Source organism: Leisingera sp. F5 (assembly GCF_001593695.1).
In genome coordinates, this window is record NZ_LUKH01000016.1 from 23,829 (window position 1) to 49,133 (window position 25,305).

Genomic DNA, 25,305 nt, shown 5'->3' on the forward strand with positions numbered 1-25,305 from the left:
CCGGTGCATACAGAAGGAAGAGTCAAAAAGTTCTTTCAAAAATATACTGAAAGCTGAAGGGGATTATCTGTTCTATACATATTAAAAAGACAGGAGACCTGACGTGACGCGCTATCCCCGTGACTTGCGCGGATACGGTGCTGCCGCACCTGACCCGCAGTGGCCCAATGGGGCCAAGACCGCCGTGCAATTTGTTCTGAACTATGAAGAAGGCGGTGAGAATTGCATCCTGCATGGGGATGCGGCCTCTGAAGCCTTTTTGTCCGACATTCCCGGTGCCGCCCAATGGCCCGGCCAGCGCCATTGGAACATGGAATCGGTCTATGAATACGGATCGCGCGCCGGCTTCTGGCGGCTGCACCGGCTGTTCACTGGCGCCGGCATTCCGCTGACCATCTATGGCGTCGCCACTGCGCTGGCCCGCTCGCCCGAACAGGTGCAGGCGATGAAGGACGCAGAGTGGGAGATCGCCAGCCACGGGTTGAAATGGGTCGAGCATAAGGACATGGCCGAGGACGAAGAACGCGCCGCAATTGCCGAGGCGGTGCGTCTGCACACTGAGGTCACCGGCGACCGCCCGCGCGGCTGGTACACCGGGCGCTGCAGCGCCAACACCGTGCGGCTGGTGGCCGAGGAAGGCGGTTTCGATTATATCTCAGACACTTACGACGACGACCTGCCCTATTGGCTGGAGACCGGCGGACGCGATCAGCTGATCATCCCCTATACGCTGGAAGCCAATGACATGCGCTTCGCCAATTCACCCGGCTGGATCACCGGCGAGCATTTCTTTCAGTACCTGAAAGACGCCTTCGACGTGATCTATGCGGAGGGAGAGGCCGGTGCGCCGAAGATGATGACCATCGGTCTGCATTGCCGCTTGATCGGCCGACCGGGCAAGATTGCCGGTCTCAAGCGCTTCATCGAGTATATCCAGGGCTTCGAGGGCGTCTGGTGCCCGCGCCGGATCGACATTGCCGAGCATTGGGCAGAGACCAATCCGCCGGTCCAGCGCGAGCGTCCCAGCCGGATGGACCGCGATAGCTTTGTCGCCAAGTTCGGTTCGATCTTCGAGCATTCCCCCTGGATCGCCGACCGTGCCTTTGATCTGGAACTGGGTCCTGCGCATGACTGCGCTGCCGGCGTGCATAACGCGCTGTGCCGGATCTTCCGCACCGCTTCCGAGGAAGAGCGCCTGGGCGTACTGACCGCGCACCCGGATCTGGCAGGTAAACTGGCTGCCGCCGGGCGTCTGACCGCCGAGAGCACCTCGGAACAGTCCAGCGCCGGCCTTGATATGCTGACGGATGACGAGCGCGAAAGCTTTACCCGGCTCAACACCGAATATGTGGAGAAGCACGGCTTTCCCTTCATCATCGCGGTGCGCGACCACAACAAGGCATCGATCACGGAGGCGTTTCACCGCCGGATCCATAACGACAGGGAAACCGAGTTCGACGAGGCCTGCCGCCAGGTCGAGCGCATCGCTCAGTTCCGCCTGCAGGACCTGCTGCCATGAGCCGGCTGCTGACCGCCGCGCCGCTGACTGCGGAGGCCTTTGCCCGCTATGGCGATGTGATGGAGGTTTCTGGCGCACCTGACAAGCTGATCAATCAGGGCATGTGCGGCCGTCATCACGACCGCGCCCGCCTGGATTTCGGCGAGGGCGGCCGGGCAGGCATCAGCCTGTTCGACGCCCGGGCCCGCCACCTGCCGCACAAGGTGGACATGGTGGAGCGCCACCCCGACGGCAGCCAGGCCTTTGTGCCGGTCAGCGGCGTGCCGATGCTGGTGGTGGTGGCTGAAGATGCCGGCGGCATCCCGGTCGGGCTGAAAGCCTTTATCAGCCAGCCGGGCCAGTCCATCAACCTGCACCGGGGCACCTGGCACGGGGTGCTCGCCCCGCTGGGCGCACCCGGGCAATACATCGTGGTCGACCGCATCGGACAGACCCCGAACCTGGAAGAACACTGGTTCCAGAACCCATACACCGTGGTTTCAGACTAACGACTCACCCCGAAGCCGCCAAAAAAACAAAAGAAGCGGCAAGATCCCCATGACCGACAGGAGAAGACATGGCTGATACTTCCATTGGGACGCCGGCACAGCTGCGCGACCCGAATTACACCCCGCCTTTGCACAAGGCGATCCCGCTGGGCATCCAGCATGTGCTGGCGATGTTCGTCTCGAACGTGACGCCCGCGATCATCGTTGCCGGCGCCGCCGGTTTCGGCTTCGGCTCCAACTCGCCGGATTTCCCAGAGCTGCTGTACCTGATCCAGATGTCGATGCTGTTTGCCGGCATTGCCACGCTGCTGCAGACCATCACCCTGGGTCCGGTCGGCTCGGCGCTGCCGATCGTGCAGGGTACCTCGTTCGCCTTCCTTCCGATCATGATCCCGCTGGTTGCGGGCAAGGGCGTGGACGGGCTGGCGGCACTGTTTACCGGCGTCATCGTGGGCGGCATTTTCCACGGAATGCTCGGCACGGTGATCGGCAGGATCCGCTTTGCCCTGCCGCCGCTGGTCACTGGCCTGGTGGTGACAATGATCGGTCTGGCGCTGGTCAAGGTCGGCATCCAGTATGCCGCCGGCGGGGTTCCGGCCATTGGCACGCCGGAATACGGCTCGCTGTTGAACTGGTCCGCCGCGCTGGTGGTGATCCTGGTGACCCTGGGGCTGAAGTTCTTCACCAAGGGGATGCTGTCGGTCTCGGCCGTGCTGCTGGGGCTGATCGTTGGCTACATCTATGCGTTGATGACCGGCATGCTGACGTTTGGCGCCATCTCCGGCTCCTGGTCGCAGGCCGCGGCCTTTGCCCTGCCGCAGCCGTTCAAATACGGCTTTGAGTTCTCCGCCGCGGCCATCATCGGCTTCTGCCTGATGAGCTTTGTCTCTGCGGTTGAAACCGTCGGCGACGTCTCTGGCGTGACCAAAGGCGGCGCGGGCCGCGAGGCCACCGAGGAGGAGATTGCCGGTGCGACCTACGCCGACGGTGTGGGCACCGCAGTGGCGGGCTTCTTCGGCGCTTTCCCGAACACCTCGTTCAGCCAGAACGTCGGCCTGATTGCGATGACCGGCGTGATGAGCCGCCATGTGGTGACTTGCGGCGCGATCTTCCTGATCGTCTGCGGTCTGGTGCCCAAGGTTGGCGCGGTGATCCGCACGGTGCCGATCGAGGTGCTGGGCGGCGGCGTGATCGTGATGTTCGGCATGGTGGTTGCGGCCGGCGTTTCGATGCTGTCGGACGTGGACTGGAACCGCCGCAACATGGTGATCTTTGCGATCTCCCTGTCCATCGGCCTCGGTCTGCAGCTGGAGCCCGGCGCGTTGCAGCACATGCCGGACACCGCGCGCATCCTGCTGACCAGCGGCCTGCTGCCGGCGGCGCTGATTGCCATCGTGCTGAACCTGGTGCTGCCGCAGGAACTGGCAGGTGAGGCCACCGAAGAAGTCTCAGGCGGGATGAGGGGCCACGGCAAGGGTTCACTGCCGCAGGAGGATCGCGCCTGACGCAGGCACATGCGATGTATCGACAAGAGGAGCCGGTCCGCAAAGGGCCGGCTTTTTCGGTTTCAGCCGGTCAAGCCGTGCAGCACTGCCAACCCCGGCAGCCAGCCGGTGAAGATTCCGCACAAAAGCGTTGCTGGGGCGGTCAGCCGGGGGCTGCCGCGGTTGAGGGCAAGGTTCAGGAAATACAGGAACCAGAGCCCGGACCAGGCGGCCCAGCAACCGGCCAGCCAGATATCGAACAGACCATCCGCCTGCGCCAGCACCCGCAGCACCATGGGCGCGGCGGTCAGCGCCACAAAGCCGCTGAACCAGCCCAGCCCTGCGCCGCTGGAAGCAACTGCGCGGTTGTAGGCGACCCACAGGTAGGTGGTACCGAACAGCAGCGTCATGCCCGCGTCCAGCAGGTCCACTGGCTGCTGCGCCGCCAGCGCGATCAGCAGTACGGTGGCAAAGAACACCAGTGCTGCAACCGCGTTGATCAGGATGATCTCGCGGTCTTCGATCCGGCCCAGCTGCCAGATGCCGTTAAGGCACAGCACCACGCCGACCACCAGAAGGCTCAATCCCAGAAACATTTGTTCAGTCCCTCAACAAAAAACAGGAGAGAGGTACACCTCTCTCCTGCCCCTCCGCTATGCGGATATTTGCAGAATGTGTTTCTGGCCGGGGCTTAGAAATCCACCTCGATGGCGATGCCCTTTTCCACCGCCACTTCCACGACAGAGGCCGCGACGGCCAGATCCTGCAGGCCGACGCCGGTGCCGTCGAACAGGGTGATCTGGCCGTCCGAGGTGCGGCCCGGATTGGTGCCGTTGATCACCGCGCCGATCTGGGCCACGTCACCTTCCTGGATCAGGCCCTGCGCCACCGCATGCTGCGCCTCGCCGATTGAGATGGACTGAGCGACCTCGTCGGTGAACACGTCCGCAGCAACCAGCAGCTGGGGATCCACCTCTTGCTTGCCCTTGGTATCAGTGCCCATGCAGGCGACATGGGTGCCAGGGCTAACCTGGCCTGCCTTCAGGATCGCGTCGAAGGACGATGTGATCGAGACGATGACATCCGCCTCGCGCATACCGTCCAATTCGACCGCTTCAAACGGCAGCCCCGCGTCGTCGGCCACTTCCTGAAGGTTCGGCAGCATCTCCGGGTGAAGGTTCCAGCCGATGACCTTTTCGAAGTTGCGCTGTTCCAGTGCTGCGCGCAGCTGGAACTTGGCCTGGTGGCCAGCCCCGATCATGCCGATCACTTTGGCGTCTTTGCGGGCGAGATGCTTGATCGAGACCGAGGACGCCGCAGCGGTGCGCAGCGCGGTCAGCAGGTTGCCGCCCACCATCGCCTTCACCTTGCCGGTGTCCGGGTCGAACAGGAAGACGGTCGACTGGTGGTTGATCAGCCCACGCTTTTCCAGGTTGTTCGGCCAGTAGCCGCCGGCCTTGAGGCCCAGGGTCAGGCCCGCGCGGTCAAAGCCGCCCTTGAAGCCATAAAGCGCGTCCTCGTGGCCGATCGCCTCGCGCACCACGGGGAAGTTGTAGGCATCGCCAGAGGCCATGGCGGCAAAGACCTTCTCGACCGCGTCGAACGAGGCTTCGCGGGTCACCAGGTCCGCAATCGCCTTTTCCGGAACGATATACATGTCTGTTTCTCCTCAACAAAAAAGCCGGCGGAGGGCGGCATGCGCACCTCCGCCAGTTCGGGGATGGTTCGGTTAGTAGGCCTTGCCGCGGGCCGAGACCGGCCAGACGGTTTCTACCTTGCCGTTACGGACGCCGACGTACCAGTCATGCACGTTGGCGGTCGGGTCGCAGTGGCCGGGCACCAGGCGCAGCTTCTCGCCTACTTTCAGCACACCTTCGGGGTCGGCCACCACGCCATGCTCATCCGAGCATTTGATGTACTCCACGTCGTCGCGGCCAAAGATGAAGGGCAGGCCGCTGTCCACGGATTGCGCCTTGAGACCGGCATCCACGATGGCCTTGTCGGTCTTGGCGTGGCTCATCACCTGGGTGAACAGGAAGAAGGCGTTTTCCCACTCGCCCTGGTCGATCCGGTTGCCGTCCTTGTCCAGGATGCGGCCGTAGTCCGCGTCCATGAAGGCATAGGAGCCGCACTGCAGTTCGTTGTACACGCCGGAGTTTGATTCAAAGTAGTAGGAGCCAGTGCCGCCGCCGGAAACCAGTTCGCATTCGATGCCTTCGGCCTTGAGGCCCTCAACTGCATCGGCAACCTGCGCGATGGCGATGTCCAGCTTGGCCTTGCGGTCCTCATAGCTGTCCATGTGCTGCATTGCGCCCTGATAGGCCTGAATACCGGTGAACTTAAGGTTCTCTGCCGCGTTCAGCGCCTTGGCGATGTCCACAACGGCCTCGGTGGTGGTCACACCGCAGCGGCCTGCGCCGCAGTCGATCTCGATCAGGACTTCCAGCCCGGTGCCGTGCTTTTGCGCCGCCGCCGACAGATCCGCCACATTGTCGATATCATCGACGCAGACAATGGTGCGGGCGCCCAGCTTAGGCAGGCGGGCCAGACGGTCGATCTTCTGCGGATCGCGGACCTGGTTGGAGACCAGAATGTCCTTGATGCCGCCACGGGCGAAGACTTCGGCCTCGGAGACCTTCTGGCAGCAGACGCCAACCGCGCCGCCGAGTTCTTCCTGCAGCTTGGCCACGTCCACCGACTTGTGCATTTTGCCGTGCACCCGGTGGCGCATGCCGTGGGCCTTGGCGTAATCGCCCATCTTCTTGATGTTGCGCTCCAGCGCGTCCAGATCCAGCACCAGGCAGGGGGTCTGGATGTCGGCCTCATCCATGCCCGGCACGGCCGGGACGTCAAAGCCAACTTCGAGATCGTCAAATTTGGTCTGTGCGTTCATCGTTCTATTCCCCAGTTTAGCTGTTCATCCAAGGCAGCTTGTCGAGGTCGACATTGCCGCCGGTGACGATCAGGCCCACGCGTTTGCCCGCGAAGGCGTCTTTGTTTTTCAGAATGGTGGCGAGTGGAACCGCGCTGGACGGCTCCATCACAATGCGCAGGTGCTTCCAGATCAGCTTCATCGCATCGATGATTTCCGGGTCGGACGCAGTGTAGATCTCGCTCACGTGGTTGCTGACGAAGTGCCAGGTCAGATCCTTCAGCGGCACCAGCAGCCCGTCGGCGATGGTCTTGGGCGCATCATCAGCGATGATGTAACCTGCCTTGAAGCTGCGGTAGGCGTCGTCGGCCTGCTCCGGCTCCGCCGCGATTACCTGGGTTTCGGGCGCCAGCGTCGACAGCGTCAGGCAGGTGCCCGATATCATGCCGCCGCCGCCGATGGGGGCGACAACCATGTCAAGGCCATCGGTCTGCTCCACGAACTCCTTCGCACATGTCCCCTGCCCCGCGATGACCCGCGGGTCATTGTAGGGATGCACGAAATCGCCGCCGGTCTCGGCCTGCACCTTGGCAAAGGTCTCCTCTCGCGAGGAGGTCGAGGGCTCGCATTCAGTGATCCTGCCGCCGTACCGGCGCACGGTGTCCTTCTTGGCCTGCGGCGCGGTGCGCGGCATGACCACGTTGCAGGGAATGCCGCGCAGCATCGCCGCGTAGGACAGGCAGGAGGCATGGTTGCCCGAAGAATGCGTTGCCACACCTTTCGCGGCCTGCGCCTCATCCAGCCCGAACACCGCGTTGCTGGCGCCGCGCACCTTAAAGGCGCCCGGCTCCTGGAAGTTCTCGCACTTGAAGAACATCTGGCAGCCTGCCAGCTCATTCAGATAGGCGGAGGTGCGCACCGGCGTGCGGCGGATATGCGGCTGGATGCGCGCATGCGCGGCCAGCATGTCCTCGTAAGTCGGGATATACATAGCGGTATCCTTCATTAAGCGGCGGCCTTGGCGCTGTTGGTGGTGTTGCCGCGGTAGTAATCCTGTGCCGCTGCCACGCCGGAACCCAGCTGGATGTCCAGCCCCAGGTCGGCCATGACCATTTCAGCGGTCGCAATGCCTGACAGCGTCATCACGTCGGTCAGGCTGCCCAGGTGGCCGATGCGGAAGACTTTGCCCGCGACTTCACCCAGGCCGGTGCCAAAGGCGACGCCGTATTTCTCCGCCGCCAGGCTCACGAATTTGTTGGCGTCAAAGCCGTCCGGTGTGCGGATCGCGCTGACGCTGTCGGAATAGACGTCCGGCGACACGGCGCACAACTCCAGCCCCCAGGCCCGGACCGCGGCGCGAACACCCTCGGCAATCCGGTGGTGACGGGCAAAGACGTTCTCCAGCCCTTCGTCCAGCAGCATACCACAGGCCATGTTCAGACCATTCAGCAAACCGACAGAGGGCGTGTAGGGATAGGCGCTGTTGGCGTAACCGGCGGCCATGTCCTTGATGTCAAAGAAGGTGCGCGGCAGGGTCGCGGTCTCGGCAGCCTCCATCGCCTTGGGCGAGAAGCCGACGATGGCCAGGCCCGGCGGCAGCATGAAGCCTTTCTGCGAGCCGGTGACGGCAATATCGACGCCCCATTCATCCATCCGGAAGTCCATCGAAGCGATGGATGACACGCCGTCCACAAACAGCAGCGCCGGGTGGCCTGCCGCATCCAGCGCGCGGCGGACAGCGGAGATGTCGGATTTGACGCCGGTTGCGGTCTCGTTGTGGGTCGCCAGAACTGCCTTGATCTGGTGCGATGTGTCGGCGGTCAGGATTTCCTCGTAGCGGTCGGCGGGCAGGCCTTCGCCCCAAGGGGTTTCGACGACCTGAACGTCCAGACCGTGACGCTGGCACATGTCGATCCAGCGGTGGCTGAACATGCCGTTGCGCGCGGCCAGAATCTTGTCGCCTGCGTTCAAGGTGTTGGTGATCGCGGTTTCCCAGCCGCCGGTGCCGGTCGACGGAAACACAAAGATCTCGGCGGTTTCGCTTTTCAGAACCTCCTTCACGCCGGCCAGCGCCGGATGCAGGATCTGACCGAACAGCGGCGAGCGGTGGTCCAGCGTCGGCATGTCCACTGCCTTGCGCAGCGCTTCGGGCATATTGGTCGGACCGGGGATGAAAACCGGATTTTGAAAGCTCATGTCGTGCCCTCCTGTGGCGATTTCCTTCACTTTAAGGGGAAGCTGTCCACAGGGGAATTTTTTTGAAAAAAGCTTTCAAAAAACTTCGGAATGGAGAAATAATACATAAAAACAAATACTTTACTTTTTTCACTGTACAGAAGTGATTTTCAGTTTTATCCATAAACTGCTGCTTGAATTGCCAAGGAAGACCTGAAAATGCCCGAACCTCCGCGCCGCAAAGGCCGCCCCAAGAGCTTTGGTTCCGCCAGCCAGCCGACCACCATTCAGTCGCTCGACCGGGCGCTGGATGTGCTGGATGCGCTGGCCGGGGCCAGCGGCATGACGCTGACGGAACTCTCCACGGCGCTGGATCAATCGGCGGCCACCATGTACCGGGTGCTGACGACGCTGGAGGCGCGCCAGATTGTCGAGATGGAACCGCAATCCCAGACCTGGCACATCGGTGCCATGGCCTTCCGCCTCGGCTCCGCCTTCCTGCGCCGCTCCAGCGTGATTGAACGCGCCCGGCCTGTGATGCGGGAACTGATGGAAGCGACGGGCGAGACCTCTAACCTTGGCATCGAACGCGGCGGCGACGTGATGTTTGTGAGCCAGGTGGAAACCCATGAATCGATCCGCGCCTTCTTTCCGCCCGGCACCACCTCGCCGATGCACGCCTCCGGCATCGGCAAGGCGCTGCTCAGCTGTTTCGGCGAAGACCAGCTGGCCCGTTTCCTGCGCGGGCGGGTGCTGGAGCAATTCACTGCCAAGACACTGACCTCCCCCGAGGCCCTGCGCGGAGATCTGGAACAGATCCGCAGCCGCGGCTGGTCTTTCGATGACGAGGAAAAGGCGCCGGGCATGCGCTGCGTCGCAGCCCCGGTCTTTGGCATGCAGGGCGAGGTGCTGGCAGGGATTTCCATCTCCGGCCCCACCGCGCGGATGCCGGACGGCGGCATCAACGGCATCGGCACCCTGGTCAAGGACGCCGCACAGAAACTTTCGAATGGATTGGGCGCGCCCGCTGCGGAGGAAACCCCGCCCGGCTGACAGGCCGGGCAGCGCCCGGGCACATATCAGGGCCGGGCGCTCCCCCGCCGCTCAGCGCAGCGGGGCCAGCGGCATGTGCCGGTTGACGTCTTTATACAGCAGATAGCGGAATTTGCCCGGACCGCCCGCATAACAAGCCTGCGGGCAGAAGGCGCGCAGCCACATGTAGTCGCCGGCCTCGACCTCAACCCAGTCCTGGTTCAGACGGTAGACCGCCTTGCCTTCCAGCACATACAGCCCGTGTTCCATCACATGGGTTTCGGCAAAGGGGATCACCGCGCCCGGTTCAAAGGTGACGATGGTCACATGCATGTCGTGGCGCAGGTCACTGGGGTCTACAAAGCGGGTCGTCGCCCATTTCCCCTCGGTCTCCGGCATCGGGGTCGGGTCGGCGTGATTGTCACTGGTGACAAAAGCTTCCGGCGCATCCAGGCCCGCAACAGCTTGATAAGCCTTGCGGATCCAGTGGAACCGGACCGGCGCATCGCCAGTGTTGCGCAAGCTCCAATTGGCATGCGGCGGCAGGAAGGCATAGCCGCCCTCCTCCATTTCATGCGCAGTGCCATCAATGGTCAGGGTCATCGCACCTTGCACCACAAACAGCACCGCCTCGGTGCCGGGTTCGGTTTCGGGACGATCACTGCCGCCGCCGGGCTGAACCTCGGCGATATACTGCGAAAACGTTTCGGCAAATCCGGACAACGGGCGCGACAGCACCCAGAACCGTGCCTTGTCCCAAAACGGCAGCAGGCTCGTCACGATGTCACTCATCGTGCCTTTGGGGATCACCGCATAGGCTTCGGTGAACATCGCGCGGTCGGTCAGCAGCTGGGTCTGCGGCGGCAGCCCGCCTTCGGGTGCATAATAGGATCGTTTGGTCATGGGCTGCCTTTCCTGCTGAACTGCTGCCACTTTGATAACTGCCTGCGCCACGCAACCGAACTTAATTCCGTATCAAGAATGCTTGAAGGATTGTTTTGGTATTTTTGAAGACGCAGGCTGCCCTATCCGCCCCCGCCGATATCCTCCGGCGCGATGGACACGGTCTTGACCACTGCAAAGCACGCCACTCCCGCCTCCAGCCCCAAGGTCTGGGCAGAACGCCGGGTGACCCGGGCCAGCACCCGCCCGGCGGGCGTTTGCAGCGAGACCATGGCTCCAGGACCGCTGCCGGTGCGGACATGCTCAACCGTACCCGGGAGGATATTGAGCGCCGACAGGCCCTCGGGACGCTGCCCGGACAGGATCACCTCATGCGCCGAGATCCTGACCCGCACCACACTGCCCACAGCTTTTGCAATCTGCGGCAGGAACAGCGGTACACCGCCCGCATCGAGTTCTGTCAGCCCGTCGTTGTGATGACTGGCAACACGTGCCTCCAGCAGCGCCCCGGCGGCCCGAACCCCTGCGGGCATGACGGCAGAGTCGCCCAGAACCTCTGCTGCGGTTCCTTGCCGCTGCACCTTGCCGTCCTGCAGCACCACAACCGTGGTGGCCAGCCGTGCCACTTCCGCCGCAGAGTGGCTGACATAAAGCATCGGAATGCCGATCTCGTCGCGCAACCGCTCAAAATAGGGCAGGATTTCCGCCTTGCGCGCCTCATCCAATGCTGACAGCGGCTCATCCGCCAGGATCATCCGCGGCGCCGACAGCAGCGCCCGGCCAAGTGCCACCCGCTGCTTCTCGCCGCCTGACAGCAGACCCGGCCGCCGTTGCAGCAGAGGGCCAATGCCCAGCAGCTCCACAACCCGGTCCAGACTCTCCCGCTTGGCACCCCTCGGCGCAAACCATTGCCCGAACGCCAAGTTCTGCCGCACCGTCAGATGCGGAAACAGCCGCCCCTCCTGAAACACATAGCCCATGCGGCGCTTGTGCGGCGGCAGCCAGTGCTGCTGGGCGGTGTCAAACAGCACCTCTCTGTCCAGTGCCACCCGCCCCTGATCCGGGCGCAACAGGCCGGCCACCGCCTGTATCACTGTTGTCTTGCCGGTACCGGAGCGGCCGAATAGCACGGTGACGCCCGGCGGCGCCACGAACCGCACATCCAGCCGGAACCCCGGCAGCGCATGCCGCAGCGAGACAGTCAGCATCAGCGCCCCCTAACCCGGTCAGCAACCCTGCGCGCCAGCAGTTCTGACAGCAGCAGCGCTGTCAATGCGATGGCAATCGACACCAGCGTCAGCCGCAGTGCTGCTGTCTCACCGCCTGGCACCTGCAGGAAGGTATAAATCGCCGACGGCAGCGTTTGGGTCTGCCCCGGAATGCTGGAAACAAAGGTGATTGTGGCCCCGAACTCTCCCATTGCCTTGGCAAACCCCAGCACAGTGCCGGCAATCAGGCCAGGCAGGATCATCGGCAGGGTAACGGTGGCAAAACATAACGCCCGCGAGGCACCCAGCGTGGCTGCAGCCTGTTCCAGCTTGGGATCCACCGCCTCAACCGACAAGCGGATCGCCCGCACCATCAGCGGGAAGGCCATGATACCTGCGGCCAGCGCTGCCCCGGTCCAACGGAAAGCAAAAACAATACCGATCTGCTGCAGCGCACCGCCAACCGGTCCCTTGGTGCCGAACACCATCAAAAGCAGATAGCCGGTCACGACCGGCGGCAGGATCAGCGGCAGATGCACCAAGCTGTTCACGAGCTGCTTGCCAGGAAACTGCCAGCGCGCCAGCGCATAGGCCACAAACACCGCCAGCGGCAGCGCGGCCAGTGTTGCCCACAGTGAGACCCGCAGTGACAGCATCACTGCCTGCCACTCCTCGGGACCCAGCCATGCGGCCTCAGCGTTCACGGATCAGACACTCCGAACCCGTGGCGCAGAAAGATGCGGCGGGCCGCCGGGCTGCGCAAATAGTTTAAGAACGCCTGGGCCTCAGCCGCATTGCCGCTTGAGATTGCCGCGGCGGGGTAGATGACCGGGGGATGGCTGTCCTGCGAAAACACCGCAACCACCGTGACATTGCTGCCTGCAGCTGCGTCCGTGGCATAGACCACGCCCATTGGCGCTTCGCCCGATGCGACCAGCGCCAGAGCGGCACGCACATTGGCGGCCTGGGCGGTTTTGGAAGCAACGGAGGGCCATTGCCCCAACGTGGCCAGCGCGGCTTTGCCGTAGATCCCGGCCGGCACGGCATCGACCAGCGCCATGGCAAGCCGGCTTTCCCCCAGCAGCGCGCCCAGGTCGGCGGTTTCCAGGTCCAGCGGCGCGGCATCTGTTCCGTGTGCAATGAGAACCAGCCGGTTTGTCAGAAGATCCAGCCGTGAGGCCCGAACAATCAGCCCGTCCTGCTGCAAATCATCCATCCAGCCGGGATTGGCTGAAATGTAGACATCCGCTGGGGCGCCAAGCTGGATCTGCCGTGCCAAAGCCGGTGAACCCGCGTAGGACAAAACGGCGACCCGGCCGGTTTCAGCCATGTAGGCAGCTGCGGCCTCATCCAGCGCTGTTTTGGTGCTGGCAGCCGCGAAGACCGTGATCTGCGCCTGCACCATGGATGCCAAGCCGAGAAGCAAGGCAACAGGCATCAAAAGGCCCCGCCAGGCAGGCGGAACCAGGAATGCCAAAACTGCAGCCTGGATTGTCGTCATCACTCTTAGGACCTACCCCTGCAGGCAGGCACGGGCAAACGAAAATTTCGGATGCCCAAGCTGTTCCTTGCCGGCAGTCTGAGTCAGAAAAGGTCGACCGCACCTGCACTTCCGCCAGCCGGAGCCGGGGCCGGAACTGATCGTGCGGCTGCGCGCTGTTCCAGTTCGCCGAGCTTGCGGTCGTCCTTAACATGGGTCTGCTGGGCTGCGCCTGAGCACGCATGGAACCGCACCCGGCGGGCCGAGGTGCCGCCAACGCTGGAAGAGATGCAGGGGATGCCTTCATCCCGCAGGAACCGCTGCACAAAATCGGCATTGGCCGCGCCGATGTCCGACAGATTTGCAGACATCTTGGCGCCGCCGAACACTTTGACCTTCAGATTGGAGCGGATCGCCCCCTTCTTCAGAACGCCGTTGATCAGAAGTTCCATTGCATGGATGCCGTAACGGGCATTGGCAGCGCCGCCTTGGCGGGCATTGGCCAGCAGAAAATGATTCATTCCGCCCACACCATTTTCCGGATCATAAATGCAAGCGGCGATACATGATCCGAGCACCGTTGAAAACACGATCTTCGGATCTGTGGCCACCCGGTACTCCCCCTGCAGAACCGTTACAGACTTCGAGTTGGCGAAAACAGTGGTCAATGTTTTGGTTCCTTCCTGTGGTGCGTTCAGGCTTTGCTTGCCTGTAGCAGAGTGCTGGCCATCCGCGGCAGCGGCACCTGCTGCTGTGCGGCGCCGATATCCCAGGCAACCCTGGGCATCCCGTAGACAACCGAAGACTTTTCGTCCTGGGCAAATGTTTTCGCGCCGGCCTTGCGCAACTCCAATAGCCCTCGGGCGCCATCCTGGCCCATACCCGTCAGAATTGTGGCTACAATGTCTTTTCCATATGGCACGGCAGAGGTGAACAGAGCGTCAACAGATGGAGTATGACCGGAAATATCAGGCCCTTCTTTCATCCGCAGGCGCAGCGGTTTGCGGCTGCTCAGCCCCATATGACAGCGCTGGCCTGCAGCAATATAGACATGGCCCGGCTCCAGCGTTGTTCCATCTTCGGCAGCACGCACCCGCGCCGGACACAGCCGGTCAAGAAGCGATACCAGGCCGGATCCGAAATTTTTGCCGGTATGCTGCACGATCAGCGTCGGTGGACAGTCAAAGGGGAAGCCGACCAGAATGCTGCGCAAGGCTTCGACGCCGCCGGTAGAAGACCCGATCAGGATCAGCTTCTTGCTGGCAGCCGCCGCGGCAGAAGGCCGGGCGGCAGAGGTGCCCGGAGCCAAACGGGCGCTGCGCCGCGGCGCATTGATCATCATGTCAAAATACTGGGCAAACTGGCTGGGATGATCCGCTTTCGTCAGTTCGAAGATGCCCGCGCCGACATCCAGCAGCGGCGAGGATTTTCTGGCTGGCATCGCGCCCTGAGTGTCCATGACAGCCACCCAGCGGGTATCCATGGCAGAAAACAGCGCCATCATCATTTCAAATTCGGGCAGTCTGGAAAAACCGTCTTCCACAAAGGCAAAAACCGGCTGCGCGGCCTCTGCTTGATTGTAGGCCATCATCAGATTGTTGGCCAAAAGAACCTTCATGCCGGGATAGGCAGATTCCATGTAGCTTTGCAAATTCCGGGCAAAGCTGCGGTCAGTGGTAATGATCAATAAGTTTCGCGAAGACAATGGGATCCCCAGTCAATTTGCAATGCCCTCAGAATTGCAGGCATAGGTTGACATATGTAAATGCGCCGCAGCCAGGGCCGCGGCGCATTCGGTGTGTGTTTAAAAGTCCTGCCAGAGATCGCGCGCGGCGTTGCCGCTGGCGGCCGCGGCGGCCGGCACCGGGCTGGCCTCGATCTCCCAGTCTGCCTCGCCATGTGCCGAGGGCGCAGGTTTGGCCGCCGGAGCGGGTGCCGCTGAAGCGGCGGCACGGGCCGGAGCGGGTGCTGCGCTGCCGCCGGCCACCCGGAAATGGGCAACCAGTTCGGACAGCTTGCCGGCATCCGTATTCAGCATGTGCCCGGCGGCTGTGGCTTCTTCCACCATCGCGGCATTCTGCTGTGTCACCTGATCCAGCTGGGTGACGCCGGTGTTAATCTCGTGCAAGCCGGTTGATTGTTCGGCCGCGCCTTCGGCAATGCCGGAAACCAGCTGCGAGATATGAGTGACCTGCTCGACGATGCTTTGCAGCGCCTCGCCGGCTTTGCCGACCAGATCGACGCCGCGCTCCACCTGTTTGGAACTGTCGCCGATCAGCGTCTTGATCTCCATCGCTGCATCCGAGGACCGCTGCGCCAAAGCGCGCACCTCAGAGGCAACCACGGCAAACCCTTTGCCTGCCTCGCCGGCCCGCGCCGCCTCAACGCCGGCGTTCAGCGCCAGGAGGTTGGTTTGGAAGGCGATGTCGTCAATCACCGAGATGATTTGCGAGATGTGGTTCGAGGATTGCTCGATCTCGGTCATCGCGGACACGGCGCTTTGCACAACTTCCCGGTTGTTCTCCGCTTCCGTCCGGGCCTCGGCCATGGTGCTTTCAACGCTGCGGGCGCCTTCGGCGGCGGATTTCACCGACGCAGTCAGCTCATCCAAAGCCGCAGCTGTCTGTTCCAGCGTAGCCGCCTGGCTTTCGGTGCGGTGCGACAGGTCGTCCGACGCCTGGCTGATCTCAGCAGCGCCATTGCGGATGCTCCCCGAAGCTTCAACCACCTGCCGGACCGTGGAGCTGAGGTTGCTGACCGTGCTGTTGTAGTTCTCCCGCAGCTGTTCGTATTCCTGCGGGAATGCGTTCTTGATCGGCTGGGAAAAATCGCCTTCGGCCAATTGCATCAGCCCGGCGCTCAGGCTTTCGACAACATCTTGCTGCTGTCGCTGCATTTCTGCGCGTTCCTCTTCGGCTGCACGGGCCAGTTTCAGGTCGTCCTGCATCGAAACAAGGGTTTTGCCGATCTTGCCGATTTCATCGCTGCGGTTTGCGGCTTCGATATCGGTGTCGAGATTACCCGACGACACCGCTTCCATATTGCTGCAGATCCGGTCGATCGGCCGCGTGATGGAGCGGGCGAACAGCCAGCCGAAGAAGGACATGCCGGCCGCGCAGATTACGGAGGCAAGGAGCAGCATGTTGCGTTTCTTGACTGCCGGAGCCATCAGTTCGGCCCAGTCCTGTTCGGCAATGATGGCCCAGTTTGCAAATTCCAGCGGCAGCGGCTCGGAATAGGCGAGTACTGGATGCCCGTTCAGGCCCGGAACGCCTTTCTGCACATGGGATTCACCATCAAAGGCTGTTGTCACCTGCTCCGTCGAAGGCAATTGAGAAAGCACTTCAAACCCGCCGTCGAACCGTGAGCTGGTCCGCGCTTTCATGTCAGAACCTGCCAGATAGATCTGGGTGGTCTGCCCCAAGCCTTGCTCATTGTTGACAATGGCCCCCAGCAAATTTACCGGAATCTGCACCGCAAGCACGCCGACCGTCAAATTGGCGTCGTTCACAACCGGCACTGCAGCAAAGGCCGCGGCTGCGCCGGCAGAAGGCGCATAGGGCTCCAAGTCGGCAAAGAACACCTCGCCGCGGCTGCCTTCCAAGGCAGAGCGGTACACTTTTGCCAGGCCGGAGTCATTATACGGGCCGGTCATCATATTGGTTCCGAAATCACTTTCCTTGAACACCGAATAAACGATGTCCCCGGCCAGATTGATCAGGAAAGCATCATAGTAACCCTTGCTTTCGATCAGAGTTTTATACGCCGGATGAAAGCTTTCGTGATGCATGTGGTAAGGTGAGTCACCCTTTGCACGCGCCAGCAGATGTTTCTGTCCGAGCGGATTCGGGTTATCATCAATATAGGCCTGACGCAGAACTTCCCCCGGATTTCCGTCCAGATCGTTCCAGGTCATCGTCAGCCATTCGATCGCGGTAGCAGTCGACGGCACGGCCGCCAGTGTCTGCACATCCGCATGGATTCCATCCAACAGTGTCTGTACCGAATACTTCCGGTCAGCCACCATGGAGCGGAACTGGTCTTCGGCATTTTTTTCTGCACTGTTCTGGAAGCTGATCGTGCTGATCGTGACGAGAATCGCCGTTACCAGAACACCGAACCCAACAATAAACAGCGGCAATTTGTGTGCCAGCTTGAGCGATTTTAGCGCTTTCATTCCGTCCTCCTAAGAGCATTGCGGTCTAGGCTCCCGCAAAAGATGATGTCTCTCAGGATGCGCCGCATATGTTAATTTGCGGCTTACGGAGGCGCGGATCCTTCTTGTGACAACGCAAAAAGATGCTGAATTCTGCTGCGCAAAAGCGTCACTCTGTAAAGGCCGGGTAAAGATACACGCGCAGGCTGCACGCAGATTGCACCCCTCAATGATTGCGGCCCGCAGGTGATTCCCCATTCCCGACAGCACGACTAAAAATTGAGGGGATTTCCACGGCCGAATTACCCCCGAACTCCTTATGAATCCCCCTCCACGCGGGTGGGCCGGCAATCAAATGTTAAGGCCCGGCGCATATCAATTGCATCATCAAACTCGAACTGATCGCCGACAACGGGGGTGCGAATCGCCGACAATGACTACGGAAACGCAAAAGCATATTTTGGATCTGCCCAACGCCTTCGCGGAGCTGGATCCGCTGATCGCCTTTCTTCAAGGGGCACGCTCCAAAGCAGTCGAAGTCGACTGCCGCGGTGTTGCCTTGATGCCCTCGCGCTGTCTGCAGCTCCTGCTCGGTGCAGAGCAGCAATGGCGGTCCGAGGGGGTGGGCTTCTCAGTCACCAATATAACCGAACCCTGCCGCAAGTCCCTGACGCTTCTGGGGCTGGAGCCCAACCGTTTTGAAGACGAGGAAACAGCATGAAAACCAAAGTTCTGGCAATCGACGATTCCCGCACCATCCGGAATCTTCTGGCCGCGACCCTGGAAGAGGCCGGATTTGAATACCACTGCGCGGTCGATGGCCGTGAAGGTGTGGACATGTACCCGGATGTGGATCCGGACGTTGTGATCACCGACATCAACATGCCCAACCTCGACGGTTTCGGCGTGATCGAGGAGCTGCGCGGCACCGGAATAAATTCCAAGGTGCCGATCCTGGTGCTGACCACTGAAAGCGCGCCTGAGCTGAAATCCCGCGCCCGCGGCGCCGGCGCCACCGGCTGGATCACCAAGCCGTTTGACGATGCCTCTCTGATCTTCGCTCTCAAGCGTGTGACAGGAGCTGCGGCCTAAGATGTCGGGTTCGATTCAGGATACCTTCTTTGAGGAGTGCGAAGAGCTCCTTGAAGCAACGGATGAGGGGCTGACCGCCATCGAAGGAGGCGATCACGACCCTGAGACAGTCAATGCAATCTTCCGCGCCGTGCACTCGATCAAAGGCGGTGCCGGGGCCTTTGGCTTGGACGACCTGGTGGCCTTTGCCCACAGGTTTGAAACCGTGTTTGACGAAGTGCGCGCCGGCCGGATGGAACTGGACGGAAAGCTGATCCAGCTGCTGCTGCGCTCCAGCGATCAACTGTCGGCGCTGGTCGAAGTCGCCCGGGACGGTGGCGAGATAGACGAAGCGCACAATGATACGCTGCTGGCAGCGCTGGATGAATACATCCCCGAAGAAGAGGAAGACCTCACTTTCGAGCCGATGGGGCTTGGCGCTCCGGCGCCGGTGGCCGATCTTGGCATTGTGCCGGAAGCACCGGCAGAGCCGCAGGAGGAAACTTACCGGATCCGGTTCCAGCCGCTGAAGGAAATGTACGGCACCGGCAATGAACCGTTCTTCCTGTTCCAGGCGCTCAAGGACATGGGCGATCTGACCGTGAAGCTTGACGAAAACGAGCTGCCCGGCTTTGACGCAATGGACATGAGCGAAAGCTACCTGGCCTGGGACATCACCTTGGTGACCAAGGACTCCCGGTCGATGGTCGAGGCTGTCTTCGAGTTTGTCGAAGGTCTTTGCGAACTGTCGATCGACGGCGAAGGCGACGCTGAAGCGGAAGCCAATGCGCTGGCCGCCCTGGACGCTATGTTCAGCGCACCTGATGCGCCTCCCGCGCCGCCGGCAGCGGACGCAGCAGAGGGAGAGGCACCCGCAGTCCCTTTTGAGCCGCCGGTCCCCGCACCAGAACCCGAAGCCAAGCCGGCACCTGCCGAAGAAAAGGCATCGGCCCCGAAAGCCGAGAGCGGCAAGCAGGAGCAGCGCGGCGGTCCCAAGCCGACGCTCCGTGTCGAACTCGAGCGGGTGGACCGGCTGATCAACGCTGTCGGGGAGCTTATCATCAACCATTCGATGCTGGCACAGCAGATCGCCAACCTCGACGTCTCTGATACGCGGGACGTTGAAACAGAGTTGGAAGGTTTCAAAAACCTGGCACGCGACATCCAGGAAGGTGTCATGGCCATCCGTGCACAGCCGGTGAAACCGCTGTTCCAGCGTATGGCGCGGATCGTGCGTGAAGCTTCGGCTGCGACAGGAAAAACCTGTAAGCTGGTGAATGTGGGTGAAAATACCGAAGTGGACAAAACCGTAATCGAGCGGCTGTCCGACCCGCTGACGCACATCCTGCGCAATGCGGTCGACCATGGGGTTGAAAAACCTGAGGATCGGGAAGCCGCCGGGAAATCCAAGGTTGGGGAAATCCAGCTTTCGGCCTCCCATCGGTCCGGCAGCGTTTGCATTGAAATCAAGGATGACGGCGCCGGTGTGAACCGCCCGCGGGTCAAGCAGATTGCCATTGAGAAGGGCCTGATCCCGGAAAATGCCGAGCTGACTGACGGCGAGATCGACAATCTGCTGTTCGCGCCTGGTTTCTCCACCGCCAAGGAGGTGTCGAACCTCTCCGGCCGCGGTGTGGGCATGGATGTGGTGAAGAACGCGGTGACCGGCCTAGGTGGCCGCATCAATATCTCCTCCACACCCGGTAAGGGATCGACGTTCACCATCATCCTGCCGCTGACCTTGGCGGTGATGGACGGCATGGTGGTGTCGGTTGCCGACCAGACCATGGTGGTGCCGATCACCTCGATCGTCGAAACCATGCGTGGCAGCGATGACATGATCAACAGTCTCGGCGCCGACGGCACCTTGCTGTCGATCCGCGGCAATTTCGTGCCCATCTGCGACGTTGCCGGCAGCCTTGGATTGTACCGCGAAAGCGACCAGCAGGCCGGCGTCTACCTGCTGGTGGAAACCGAAACCGGCCAGCGCTGCGCCTTGGCAGTGGATGACATCCACGACCAGCGCCAAGTGGTGATCAAAAGCCTGGACGGCGTCTGCGGGGAAATCGCCGGCGTTGCCGCAGCAACCATCCTTGGCGACGGCAAGATCGCCATGATCCTGGACCCTGAAAGCATCATTGCGGCCTCGCCCACAGCGGCCGCCTTTGACACCGAGCGGAGAATGAGCAATGCAAGCTGAAGCGAAGCAAACCGATCAGGAAGTGAGACACGCTGAACACAGCGAGTTTGTCAGTTTCACCGTGGCCGGGCAGGCCTTCTGCCTGAAGATCACCCAAATTCGCGAGATCAGGCGCTGGTCGCCGGTGACGATCCTGCCGCATGCTCCGGCCGACGTGCTGGGGGTGATGAACCTGCGCGGTGCAGTGATCCCGATCTACGATCTGTCCGCCCGTTTCGGCCTGCAGCAAACCGAAGCCAGCGAGCGCAACGTCGTCATCGTCGTTTCGGTGCATGGCAAGCCGGTTGGCCTGCTGGCCGAGTCGGTGTCCGAGATCATCTCGATCAATCCGGACGACATCCAGGACACCCCGCCGGTCGATAGCCGCAACACGATGGAGTACATCCAGGGCATCATCTCGCATGATGACACCATGGTGCGCATCATCAATCTCGATGCGGTGATCTCGGCTCCGGAGCAGGTGATGCCGTGAGCGCAGAAGGTTCCATCTCCCCCAACACAGAGAGCTTTTCGCTGTCGGACCAGGAGTTCGAAGCCATTGCGCAATTCGCGCATAAACACTTCGGCCTGGCCATGGCGGCCAGCAAAAAGCCCCTGGTGTCTTCGCGCCTGGCCCGCAAGCTGCGCCAGCGCAACATCACCAAGTTCAAGGATTACCTTGCCAGCCTGGACGGCCCGAATGCCGACCAGGAACGCAGCGGGCTGCTGTCGCTGCTGACCACCAATGTGACCCATTTCTTCCGGGAGCCGCACCATTTCGAGACGCTGCGCAACGACGTGCTGCCGCCGCTGATCGAACAGGCGCGCCGCGGCGGCCGGGTGCGGCTGTGGTCGGCGGGCTGCTCGAACGGGCAGGAGCCCTATTCGATCGCCATGACGGTGCTGGACATCTGTCCCGAAGCGGCGCAGCTGGATTTCAAGATCCTGGGCACCGATATCGATCCGGTTGTGGTGCAGCATGCCCAGGCGGCGAAGTACCCCGAGGACGAGCTGGCCCAGATTGATGCAAAATACAGCAAACTGGTGCCCAAGCGCGATCCCGGCGGGCGCTTTCCCGATAGTCTGCGCAAGCTGATCACTTTCGGGGTGCTGAACCTGATTGAACCTTTCCCGTTCCGCGGCAGGTTCGATGCGATTTTCTGCCGGAACGTTGCGATCTATTTCGACAACCCAACCCAGCAGAAGGTTTGGAGCGCCTTTCAGAATGCCCTGAACCCGGGCGGTTACCTCTTCATCGGTCATTCCGAGCGCATGTCAGGCCCGGCGGCGCAGCAGCTGAAGACGGCCGGGATCACCACTTATGTCAACTCACCCGCAGGCAGGAAAACCTGACCGCGGCTGCAAGCAGAGCAGAAGGAAAGAAAAAATGAGCTTGAAAGACTCTCTCCGCGTTATGGTCGTTGACGACATGTCGACAAGCCGGGGGATCATCACACAAAGCCTGGATGAGATCGGCATCAAGAACTACATGGTCGAGAACGCCGGCCAATCCGCCTTTCAAAAGCTGACCCAGACACCGGTGCATCTGGTGCTGTCGGACTACAACATGCCGGGCATGGACGGGCTGGGGCTGCTGCAGGCAGTGCGCGGCCATCAAGTGACCCAACGGGTTGGTTTCATTCTGGTCACCGGCAAGCCGACTCCGGAGATGATCCAGATGGGCAAACAGCTGGGTCTGAACAATATTGTCCGAAAGCCGTTCACGGTGGCCACGATGAAACAGGCCATCGAACAGGTTGTCGGGCGGCTATAACCATGGAACGCCCTGACAAAGCCCTAGGCGAATTATGCGCCGCGTCGGCCTGGGAAATGGAGCAGCTGCGCAGCCAGATGCAAGCGTTGGAAGACGTTGTCCTGGACGTGCTGGAACGCGGCACCGCCCCAACCAGTCAGGAGCTGCGCTCGTTGCAGGACTTTGATCTGGTGATCCAGACTCTGTCCGGGCTGTCCGGTTTCTACAGGCGCGTGCAGGCGCAAGTTGATGAATCCGGACCGGCTGACCTGCCGACTGCAGCTGCCGGGGTCACCCTGGAAAAGCTGCGCGACCGGCTGCGCACCGCAGGCAGCCTGGCAAGCACCTGAAATCAAGCGGCCCCGTCCGACCAGGGCGGGGCTGCTTTATCCCCTTCAGCAGCGGCGAATTTCCTTTTTCTTTGCTGCCGCAACGGACTACATTGGGCCATAGCTGAAACTGCCAGCCCGGGTATCCGCATGTCTTTCCTCATCAAACCTTTGATTTTCACAGCCTGCCTGCTTGTTGCAGCGGGTGCACAGGCTGCAAGCGACCGCATTGCGCTGGTTATCGGCGTGGCGGATTACCAGTACCTGCCGCCACTGGAAAACACCCGCAACGATGCCGTGGCAATGGCGGACACGCTGGAAGGGATCGGCTTTGACGTCAGCCTTGCTTTGGACCCCGGCACCTCCGACATGGTGCAACTGCTGGAGGATTTCACCTTCCGCTCCGAAGTGGCCGATCTGGCGCTGGTCTATTTCGCCGGCCACGGGATTGAGGTGCAGGGCGAGAATTTTCTGATCCCGGCAGACGCCGAGGTGGCCAGCAACCGCGATGTGCAGCGCCAGTCCTTGTCGCTGAAGCAATTGCTGGCGGCAGTGGACCGGGCCCGCAAGATGCGGATTGTGATCCTCGACAGCTGCCGCGACAACCCGCTGGGCGATTCCATTGCGCTAGAACAAAGCAGCAGTGAAACCGCCGAAACAACTGCCGCAACCCGCGGCGGCGGCGGCATGGCAGCAGCCGATCCGGACCGCGGCACCCTGGTGGCCTTTGCCGCCAAGGACGGCCAGGTGGCATTGGACGGCTCCGGCAGCAATTCGCCCTATGCCGCTGCGCTGATCGAAAAAATGGTGCAGCCGGGGCTGGAGATCAGCCTGATGTTCCGTCAGGTGCGCGACCGGGTGATGGAAAACACTGCCAATCTGCAGGAACCGCATACCTATGGCTCACTGACAGGCGTGCCGTTCTACCTGGCCGGCCCGGGCAAAAATGATGCTCCGGTCACGGTCGCAGATGCCTCCGAGGCCTGGGCGGCGCTGAAACCAGATCAGGAAGAACAGCTGCTGGCGCTGGCGGATCTTGGCGATACCCGCTCGATGCTGGGCCTGGCCTATATCCGGCTCAACCCGAATGAAGGCCGGTTTGATCCTGCCGCGGCGGTCGGCTTCCTGCAGCGCGCTTCGGATGCCGGCTCCCCAGAGGCGCAGTTCGAACTGGCCAAGCTTTATGAACGCGGCACAGGTGTCGAAACAGACCCGGCCAAGGCGCTGGAATTGTACCAGGCTGCTGCAGCTCAGGACTTCGCGGATGCGATCAACGACCTTGGCTTCTTGCACTATCAGGGCGGGCTGGGCTTGCCTGCCAATCCGAAAAAAGCCCTGACTTTCTTTGAACGCGCTGCGGACTTGCGCCATCCGCAGGCCCAGTTCAATTTCGCGGCCCTCATAGATGACGGCCTGATCCCGTCGAAAGGTCCGGAAGATTCAGCGCATTATCTTTATGCGGCTCTGCGCAGCGGCAGTTCTGATGTGCTCAACCTGCTGAGCGAGCGGCCCAATATGTTCACTCAGCAGACACGGCGCTCCCTTCAGCTGAAACTGAAGGAGAACAATTTCTATGCCGGCGCTATTGACGGGGACTTCGGGCCCGGAACCCAACGGGGAATCCGGCAGGCTTACGGGCTGGAAGGCTGACAGTCAGAACTGCGGAACACCGTCACAGCTGACCGTCCGCGATCCACGCATCCAGCTGGCGGCGGCTGATCTCGAAATGCATGCTGTCTTCGCGCCGGAACCCGGCGCCCCAGACCCAGCCCTGATCATAAAAGAAATCCGCCATGATGGTCAGGCCCAGCTGGGTCTTGCCGTCAGTGAAATTATCCAGCTTACCGTCGATATTCAGATCAACGGCCAGGCCATAGCTGTGGGTGGATAATGAATTCGCGGTGCCGCGGATCCGGCGCACACACAGCGCGCCGGCGGTGTTGATGCGGGCATAAAGATCCGGATCCGCCTGGCGGATGTTCTCAAACACCACTTTCAGGCTTTCGATCGCCGGGCGCAGCATGCTGACCCGGATCGGCCCGACCTGTTCGGTCACCAGCTTTTCCTTGAGGTTCGCATTGGTCATCGGCTGGCAGGTATCGTTCAAATTCTCCCGCGGGCGGCCCAGCTTCTCTGTTAGATACTTACCGCCTGTCACCCGCAGGCCCCGGTTCACATTCAACCGGTCGGCAATCAGCACCACCTGGGCGTAATCCAGATCGGCGCCGCCGGTCTGGTTCCAGATTGCGGCCTCGCCTGCCGCGTCATCGGTAAAAGGGGTTCCGCCGCCTGCCCCTCCGGCGGGCAGGCTGGCAATCTCGCTCTGCAGATCCGTCATCCGGGATTGCAGATCCTCGACCTGCTGACGCAGCATCTCAATCTCGATCCGCGCGGTCGAATCAACACCGCCCGACCCTTGGAAGTCTTCTTCGCTCAGCAGCCAGCTGAGCCCGAACCAAACCGCCGGAGCCAGCACAAGGCCAATGGCGATTATCACTGCTGGCAGAACCCGCATTTTCCCTCCCGGATCATTTGCACCCATTTCAATCCGTCGCCGCGCGGCAGTAAACCCCCTGATTACAACTTGCCGGAAACACCGTGTTTTTTTCCCGCGCTTCACTCTGCGTGCCATTGGCAGGCCGCAGGTGCTGGTATA

25 protein-coding genes are annotated in these 25,305 nt (G+C 61.6%); 12 read left to right on the plus strand and 13 right to left on the minus strand.

Going from position 1 to position 25,305, the window contains the following annotated elements:
* The first annotated feature begins 103 nt into the window (after window positions 1-103).
* The 3 genes from puuE (at window position 104) to A2I95_RS12945 (ending at window position 3,512) form a co-directional block, all read left to right on the plus strand.
* A complete protein-coding gene (gene puuE / locus A2I95_RS12935) occupies window positions 104-1,519 on the plus strand; it encodes an allantoinase PuuE (RefSeq protein ID WP_291730174.1) in 1,416 nt (471 codons plus the stop codon).
* Window positions 1,516-2,007 (plus strand): ureidoglycolate lyase, encoded by a 492-nt coding sequence (locus A2I95_RS12940; RefSeq protein WP_291730175.1) that lies wholly within the window; start codon window positions 1,516-1,518, stop codon window positions 2,005-2,007. The genes puuE and A2I95_RS12940 overlap by 4 nt, the downstream gene beginning before the upstream one ends.
* Window positions 2,008-2,075: 68 nt before the next feature.
* Window positions 2,076-3,512 carry a nucleobase:cation symporter-2 family protein gene (locus tag A2I95_RS12945; protein ID WP_291730176.1) on the plus strand — a complete coding sequence of 479 codons (1,437 nt, stop codon included), beginning with the start codon at window positions 2,076-2,078 and terminating at the stop codon, window positions 3,510-3,512.
* 62 nt (window positions 3,513-3,574) lie between these two features.
* Here the strand turns inward: A2I95_RS12945 and A2I95_RS12950 are convergent, their stop codons facing one another.
* The 5 genes from A2I95_RS12950 to bhcA form a co-directional block, all read right to left on the minus strand.
* Window positions 3,575-4,087, minus strand: coding sequence for an AmiS/UreI family transporter (locus tag A2I95_RS12950; RefSeq protein ID WP_291730178.1), 513 nt, complete (start codon window positions 4,085-4,087; stop codon window positions 3,575-3,577).
* 95 nt (window positions 4,088-4,182) lie between these two features.
* Complete coding sequence (bhcD, locus tag A2I95_RS12955) at window positions 4,183-5,148, minus strand: iminosuccinate reductase BhcD (RefSeq protein ID WP_291730180.1); 966 nt, start codon at window positions 5,146-5,148, stop codon at window positions 4,183-4,185.
* Window positions 5,149-5,220: 72 nt separating this feature from the next.
* Complete coding sequence (gene bhcC / locus A2I95_RS12960) at window positions 5,221-6,384, minus strand: 3-hydroxy-D-aspartate aldolase BhcC (protein WP_291730182.1); 1,164 nt, start codon at window positions 6,382-6,384, stop codon at window positions 5,221-5,223.
* A 16-nt stretch (window positions 6,385-6,400) separates the two neighbouring features.
* The gene (gene bhcB, locus A2I95_RS12965) at window positions 6,401-7,369 is read right to left on the minus strand and encodes a beta-hydroxyaspartate dehydratase BhcB (RefSeq protein ID WP_291730184.1); all 969 of its coding nucleotides are present in this window, start codon (window positions 7,367-7,369) and stop codon (window positions 6,401-6,403) included.
* Window positions 7,369-8,559 (minus strand): L-aspartate--glyoxylate aminotransferase BhcA, encoded by a 1,191-nt coding sequence (gene bhcA / locus A2I95_RS12970; RefSeq protein ID WP_291730186.1) that lies wholly within the window; start codon window positions 8,557-8,559, stop codon window positions 7,369-7,371. Before bhcA ends, bhcB begins: the two co-directional genes overlap by 1 nt.
* Before the next feature lie 198 nt (window positions 8,560-8,757).
* Here bhcA and bhcR point away from each other — a divergent pair, with 198 nt between their 5' ends.
* Window positions 8,758-9,591, plus strand: coding sequence for an HTH-type transcriptional regulator BhcR (gene bhcR / locus A2I95_RS12975; protein ID WP_291730188.1), 834 nt, complete (start codon window positions 8,758-8,760; stop codon window positions 9,589-9,591).
* A 51-nt stretch (window positions 9,592-9,642) separates the two neighbouring features.
* Here the strand turns inward: bhcR and A2I95_RS12980 are convergent, their stop codons facing one another.
* The 7 genes from A2I95_RS12980 to A2I95_RS13010 form a co-directional block, all read right to left on the minus strand.
* Window positions 9,643-10,473, minus strand: coding sequence for a bifunctional allantoicase/(S)-ureidoglycine aminohydrolase (locus tag A2I95_RS12980; protein ID WP_291730190.1), 831 nt, complete (start codon window positions 10,471-10,473; stop codon window positions 9,643-9,645).
* Window positions 10,474-10,595: 122 nt separating this feature from the next.
* Entirely contained in the window at window positions 10,596-11,681 is a 1,086-nt protein-coding gene (modC, locus tag A2I95_RS12985; RefSeq protein WP_291730192.1) for a molybdenum ABC transporter ATP-binding protein, read from the minus strand.
* Window positions 11,681-12,385, minus strand: a complete 705-nt coding sequence (gene modB / locus A2I95_RS12990; RefSeq protein WP_291730194.1) for a molybdate ABC transporter permease subunit — start codon at window positions 12,383-12,385, stop codon at window positions 11,681-11,683. Before modB ends, modC begins: the two co-directional genes overlap by 1 nt.
* Window positions 12,382-13,119 (minus strand): molybdate ABC transporter substrate-binding protein, encoded by a 738-nt coding sequence (gene modA, locus A2I95_RS12995; RefSeq protein WP_291730197.1) that lies wholly within the window; start codon window positions 13,117-13,119, stop codon window positions 12,382-12,384. The genes modB and modA overlap by 4 nt, the downstream gene beginning before the upstream one ends.
* Window positions 13,120-13,265: 146 nt before the next feature.
* Window positions 13,266-13,829, minus strand: a complete 564-nt coding sequence (locus A2I95_RS13000) for a chemotaxis protein CheD (protein WP_291730199.1) — start codon at window positions 13,827-13,829, stop codon at window positions 13,266-13,268.
* 26 nt (window positions 13,830-13,855) lie between these two features.
* A complete protein-coding gene (locus tag A2I95_RS13005; protein ID WP_291730202.1) occupies window positions 13,856-14,800 on the minus strand; it encodes a CheB methylesterase domain-containing protein in 945 nt (314 codons plus the stop codon).
* A gap of 165 nt (window positions 14,801-14,965) precedes the next feature.
* The gene (locus tag A2I95_RS13010; RefSeq protein WP_291730204.1) at window positions 14,966-17,338 is read right to left on the minus strand and encodes a methyl-accepting chemotaxis protein; all 2,373 of its coding nucleotides are present in this window, start codon (window positions 17,336-17,338) and stop codon (window positions 14,966-14,968) included.
* A gap of 412 nt (window positions 17,339-17,750) precedes the next feature.
* Here A2I95_RS13010 and A2I95_RS13015 point away from each other — a divergent pair, with 412 nt between their 5' ends.
* The 8 genes from A2I95_RS13015 to A2I95_RS13050 all read left to right on the plus strand — a co-directional run bounded on the left by A2I95_RS13015 (window position 17,751) and on the right by A2I95_RS13050 (window position 24,299).
* Entirely contained in the window at window positions 17,751-18,038 is a 288-nt protein-coding gene (locus A2I95_RS13015) for an STAS domain-containing protein (protein ID WP_027260145.1), read from the plus strand.
* Entirely contained in the window at window positions 18,035-18,409 is a 375-nt protein-coding gene (locus tag A2I95_RS13020) for a response regulator (RefSeq protein ID WP_027260146.1), read from the plus strand. The genes A2I95_RS13015 and A2I95_RS13020 overlap by 4 nt, the downstream gene beginning before the upstream one ends.
* 1 nt (window position 18,410) lies before the next feature.
* Window positions 18,411-20,588 (plus strand): chemotaxis protein CheA, encoded by a 2,178-nt coding sequence (locus tag A2I95_RS13025; RefSeq protein ID WP_291730208.1) that lies wholly within the window; start codon window positions 18,411-18,413, stop codon window positions 20,586-20,588.
* The gene (locus A2I95_RS13030) at window positions 20,578-21,060 is read left to right on the plus strand and encodes a chemotaxis protein CheW (RefSeq protein ID WP_039186445.1); all 483 of its coding nucleotides are present in this window, start codon (window positions 20,578-20,580) and stop codon (window positions 21,058-21,060) included. Before A2I95_RS13025 ends, A2I95_RS13030 begins: the two co-directional genes overlap by 11 nt.
* Window positions 21,057-21,920, plus strand: coding sequence for a protein-glutamate O-methyltransferase CheR (locus A2I95_RS13035; protein ID WP_291730213.1), 864 nt, complete (start codon window positions 21,057-21,059; stop codon window positions 21,918-21,920). The genes A2I95_RS13030 and A2I95_RS13035 overlap by 4 nt, the downstream gene beginning before the upstream one ends.
* Before the next feature lie 34 nt (window positions 21,921-21,954).
* A complete protein-coding gene (locus A2I95_RS13040; RefSeq protein ID WP_027260150.1) occupies window positions 21,955-22,341 on the plus strand; it encodes a response regulator in 387 nt (128 codons plus the stop codon).
* A 2-nt stretch (window positions 22,342-22,343) separates the two neighbouring features.
* Window positions 22,344-22,670, plus strand: a complete 327-nt coding sequence (locus A2I95_RS13045; protein ID WP_291730216.1) for a hypothetical protein — start codon at window positions 22,344-22,346, stop codon at window positions 22,668-22,670.
* A 129-nt stretch (window positions 22,671-22,799) separates the two neighbouring features.
* Window positions 22,800-24,299 carry a caspase family protein gene (locus A2I95_RS13050; protein WP_291730218.1) on the plus strand — a complete coding sequence of 500 codons (1,500 nt, stop codon included), beginning with the start codon at window positions 22,800-22,802 and terminating at the stop codon, window positions 24,297-24,299.
* A gap of 22 nt (window positions 24,300-24,321) precedes the next feature.
* Here the strand turns inward: A2I95_RS13050 and A2I95_RS13055 are convergent, their stop codons facing one another.
* On the minus strand, window positions 24,322-25,164 hold the full coding sequence (locus A2I95_RS13055) for a M15 family metallopeptidase (protein WP_291730220.1): 843 nt from the start codon (window positions 25,162-25,164) through the stop codon (window positions 24,322-24,324).
* Window positions 25,165-25,305: the final 141 nt, after the last annotated feature.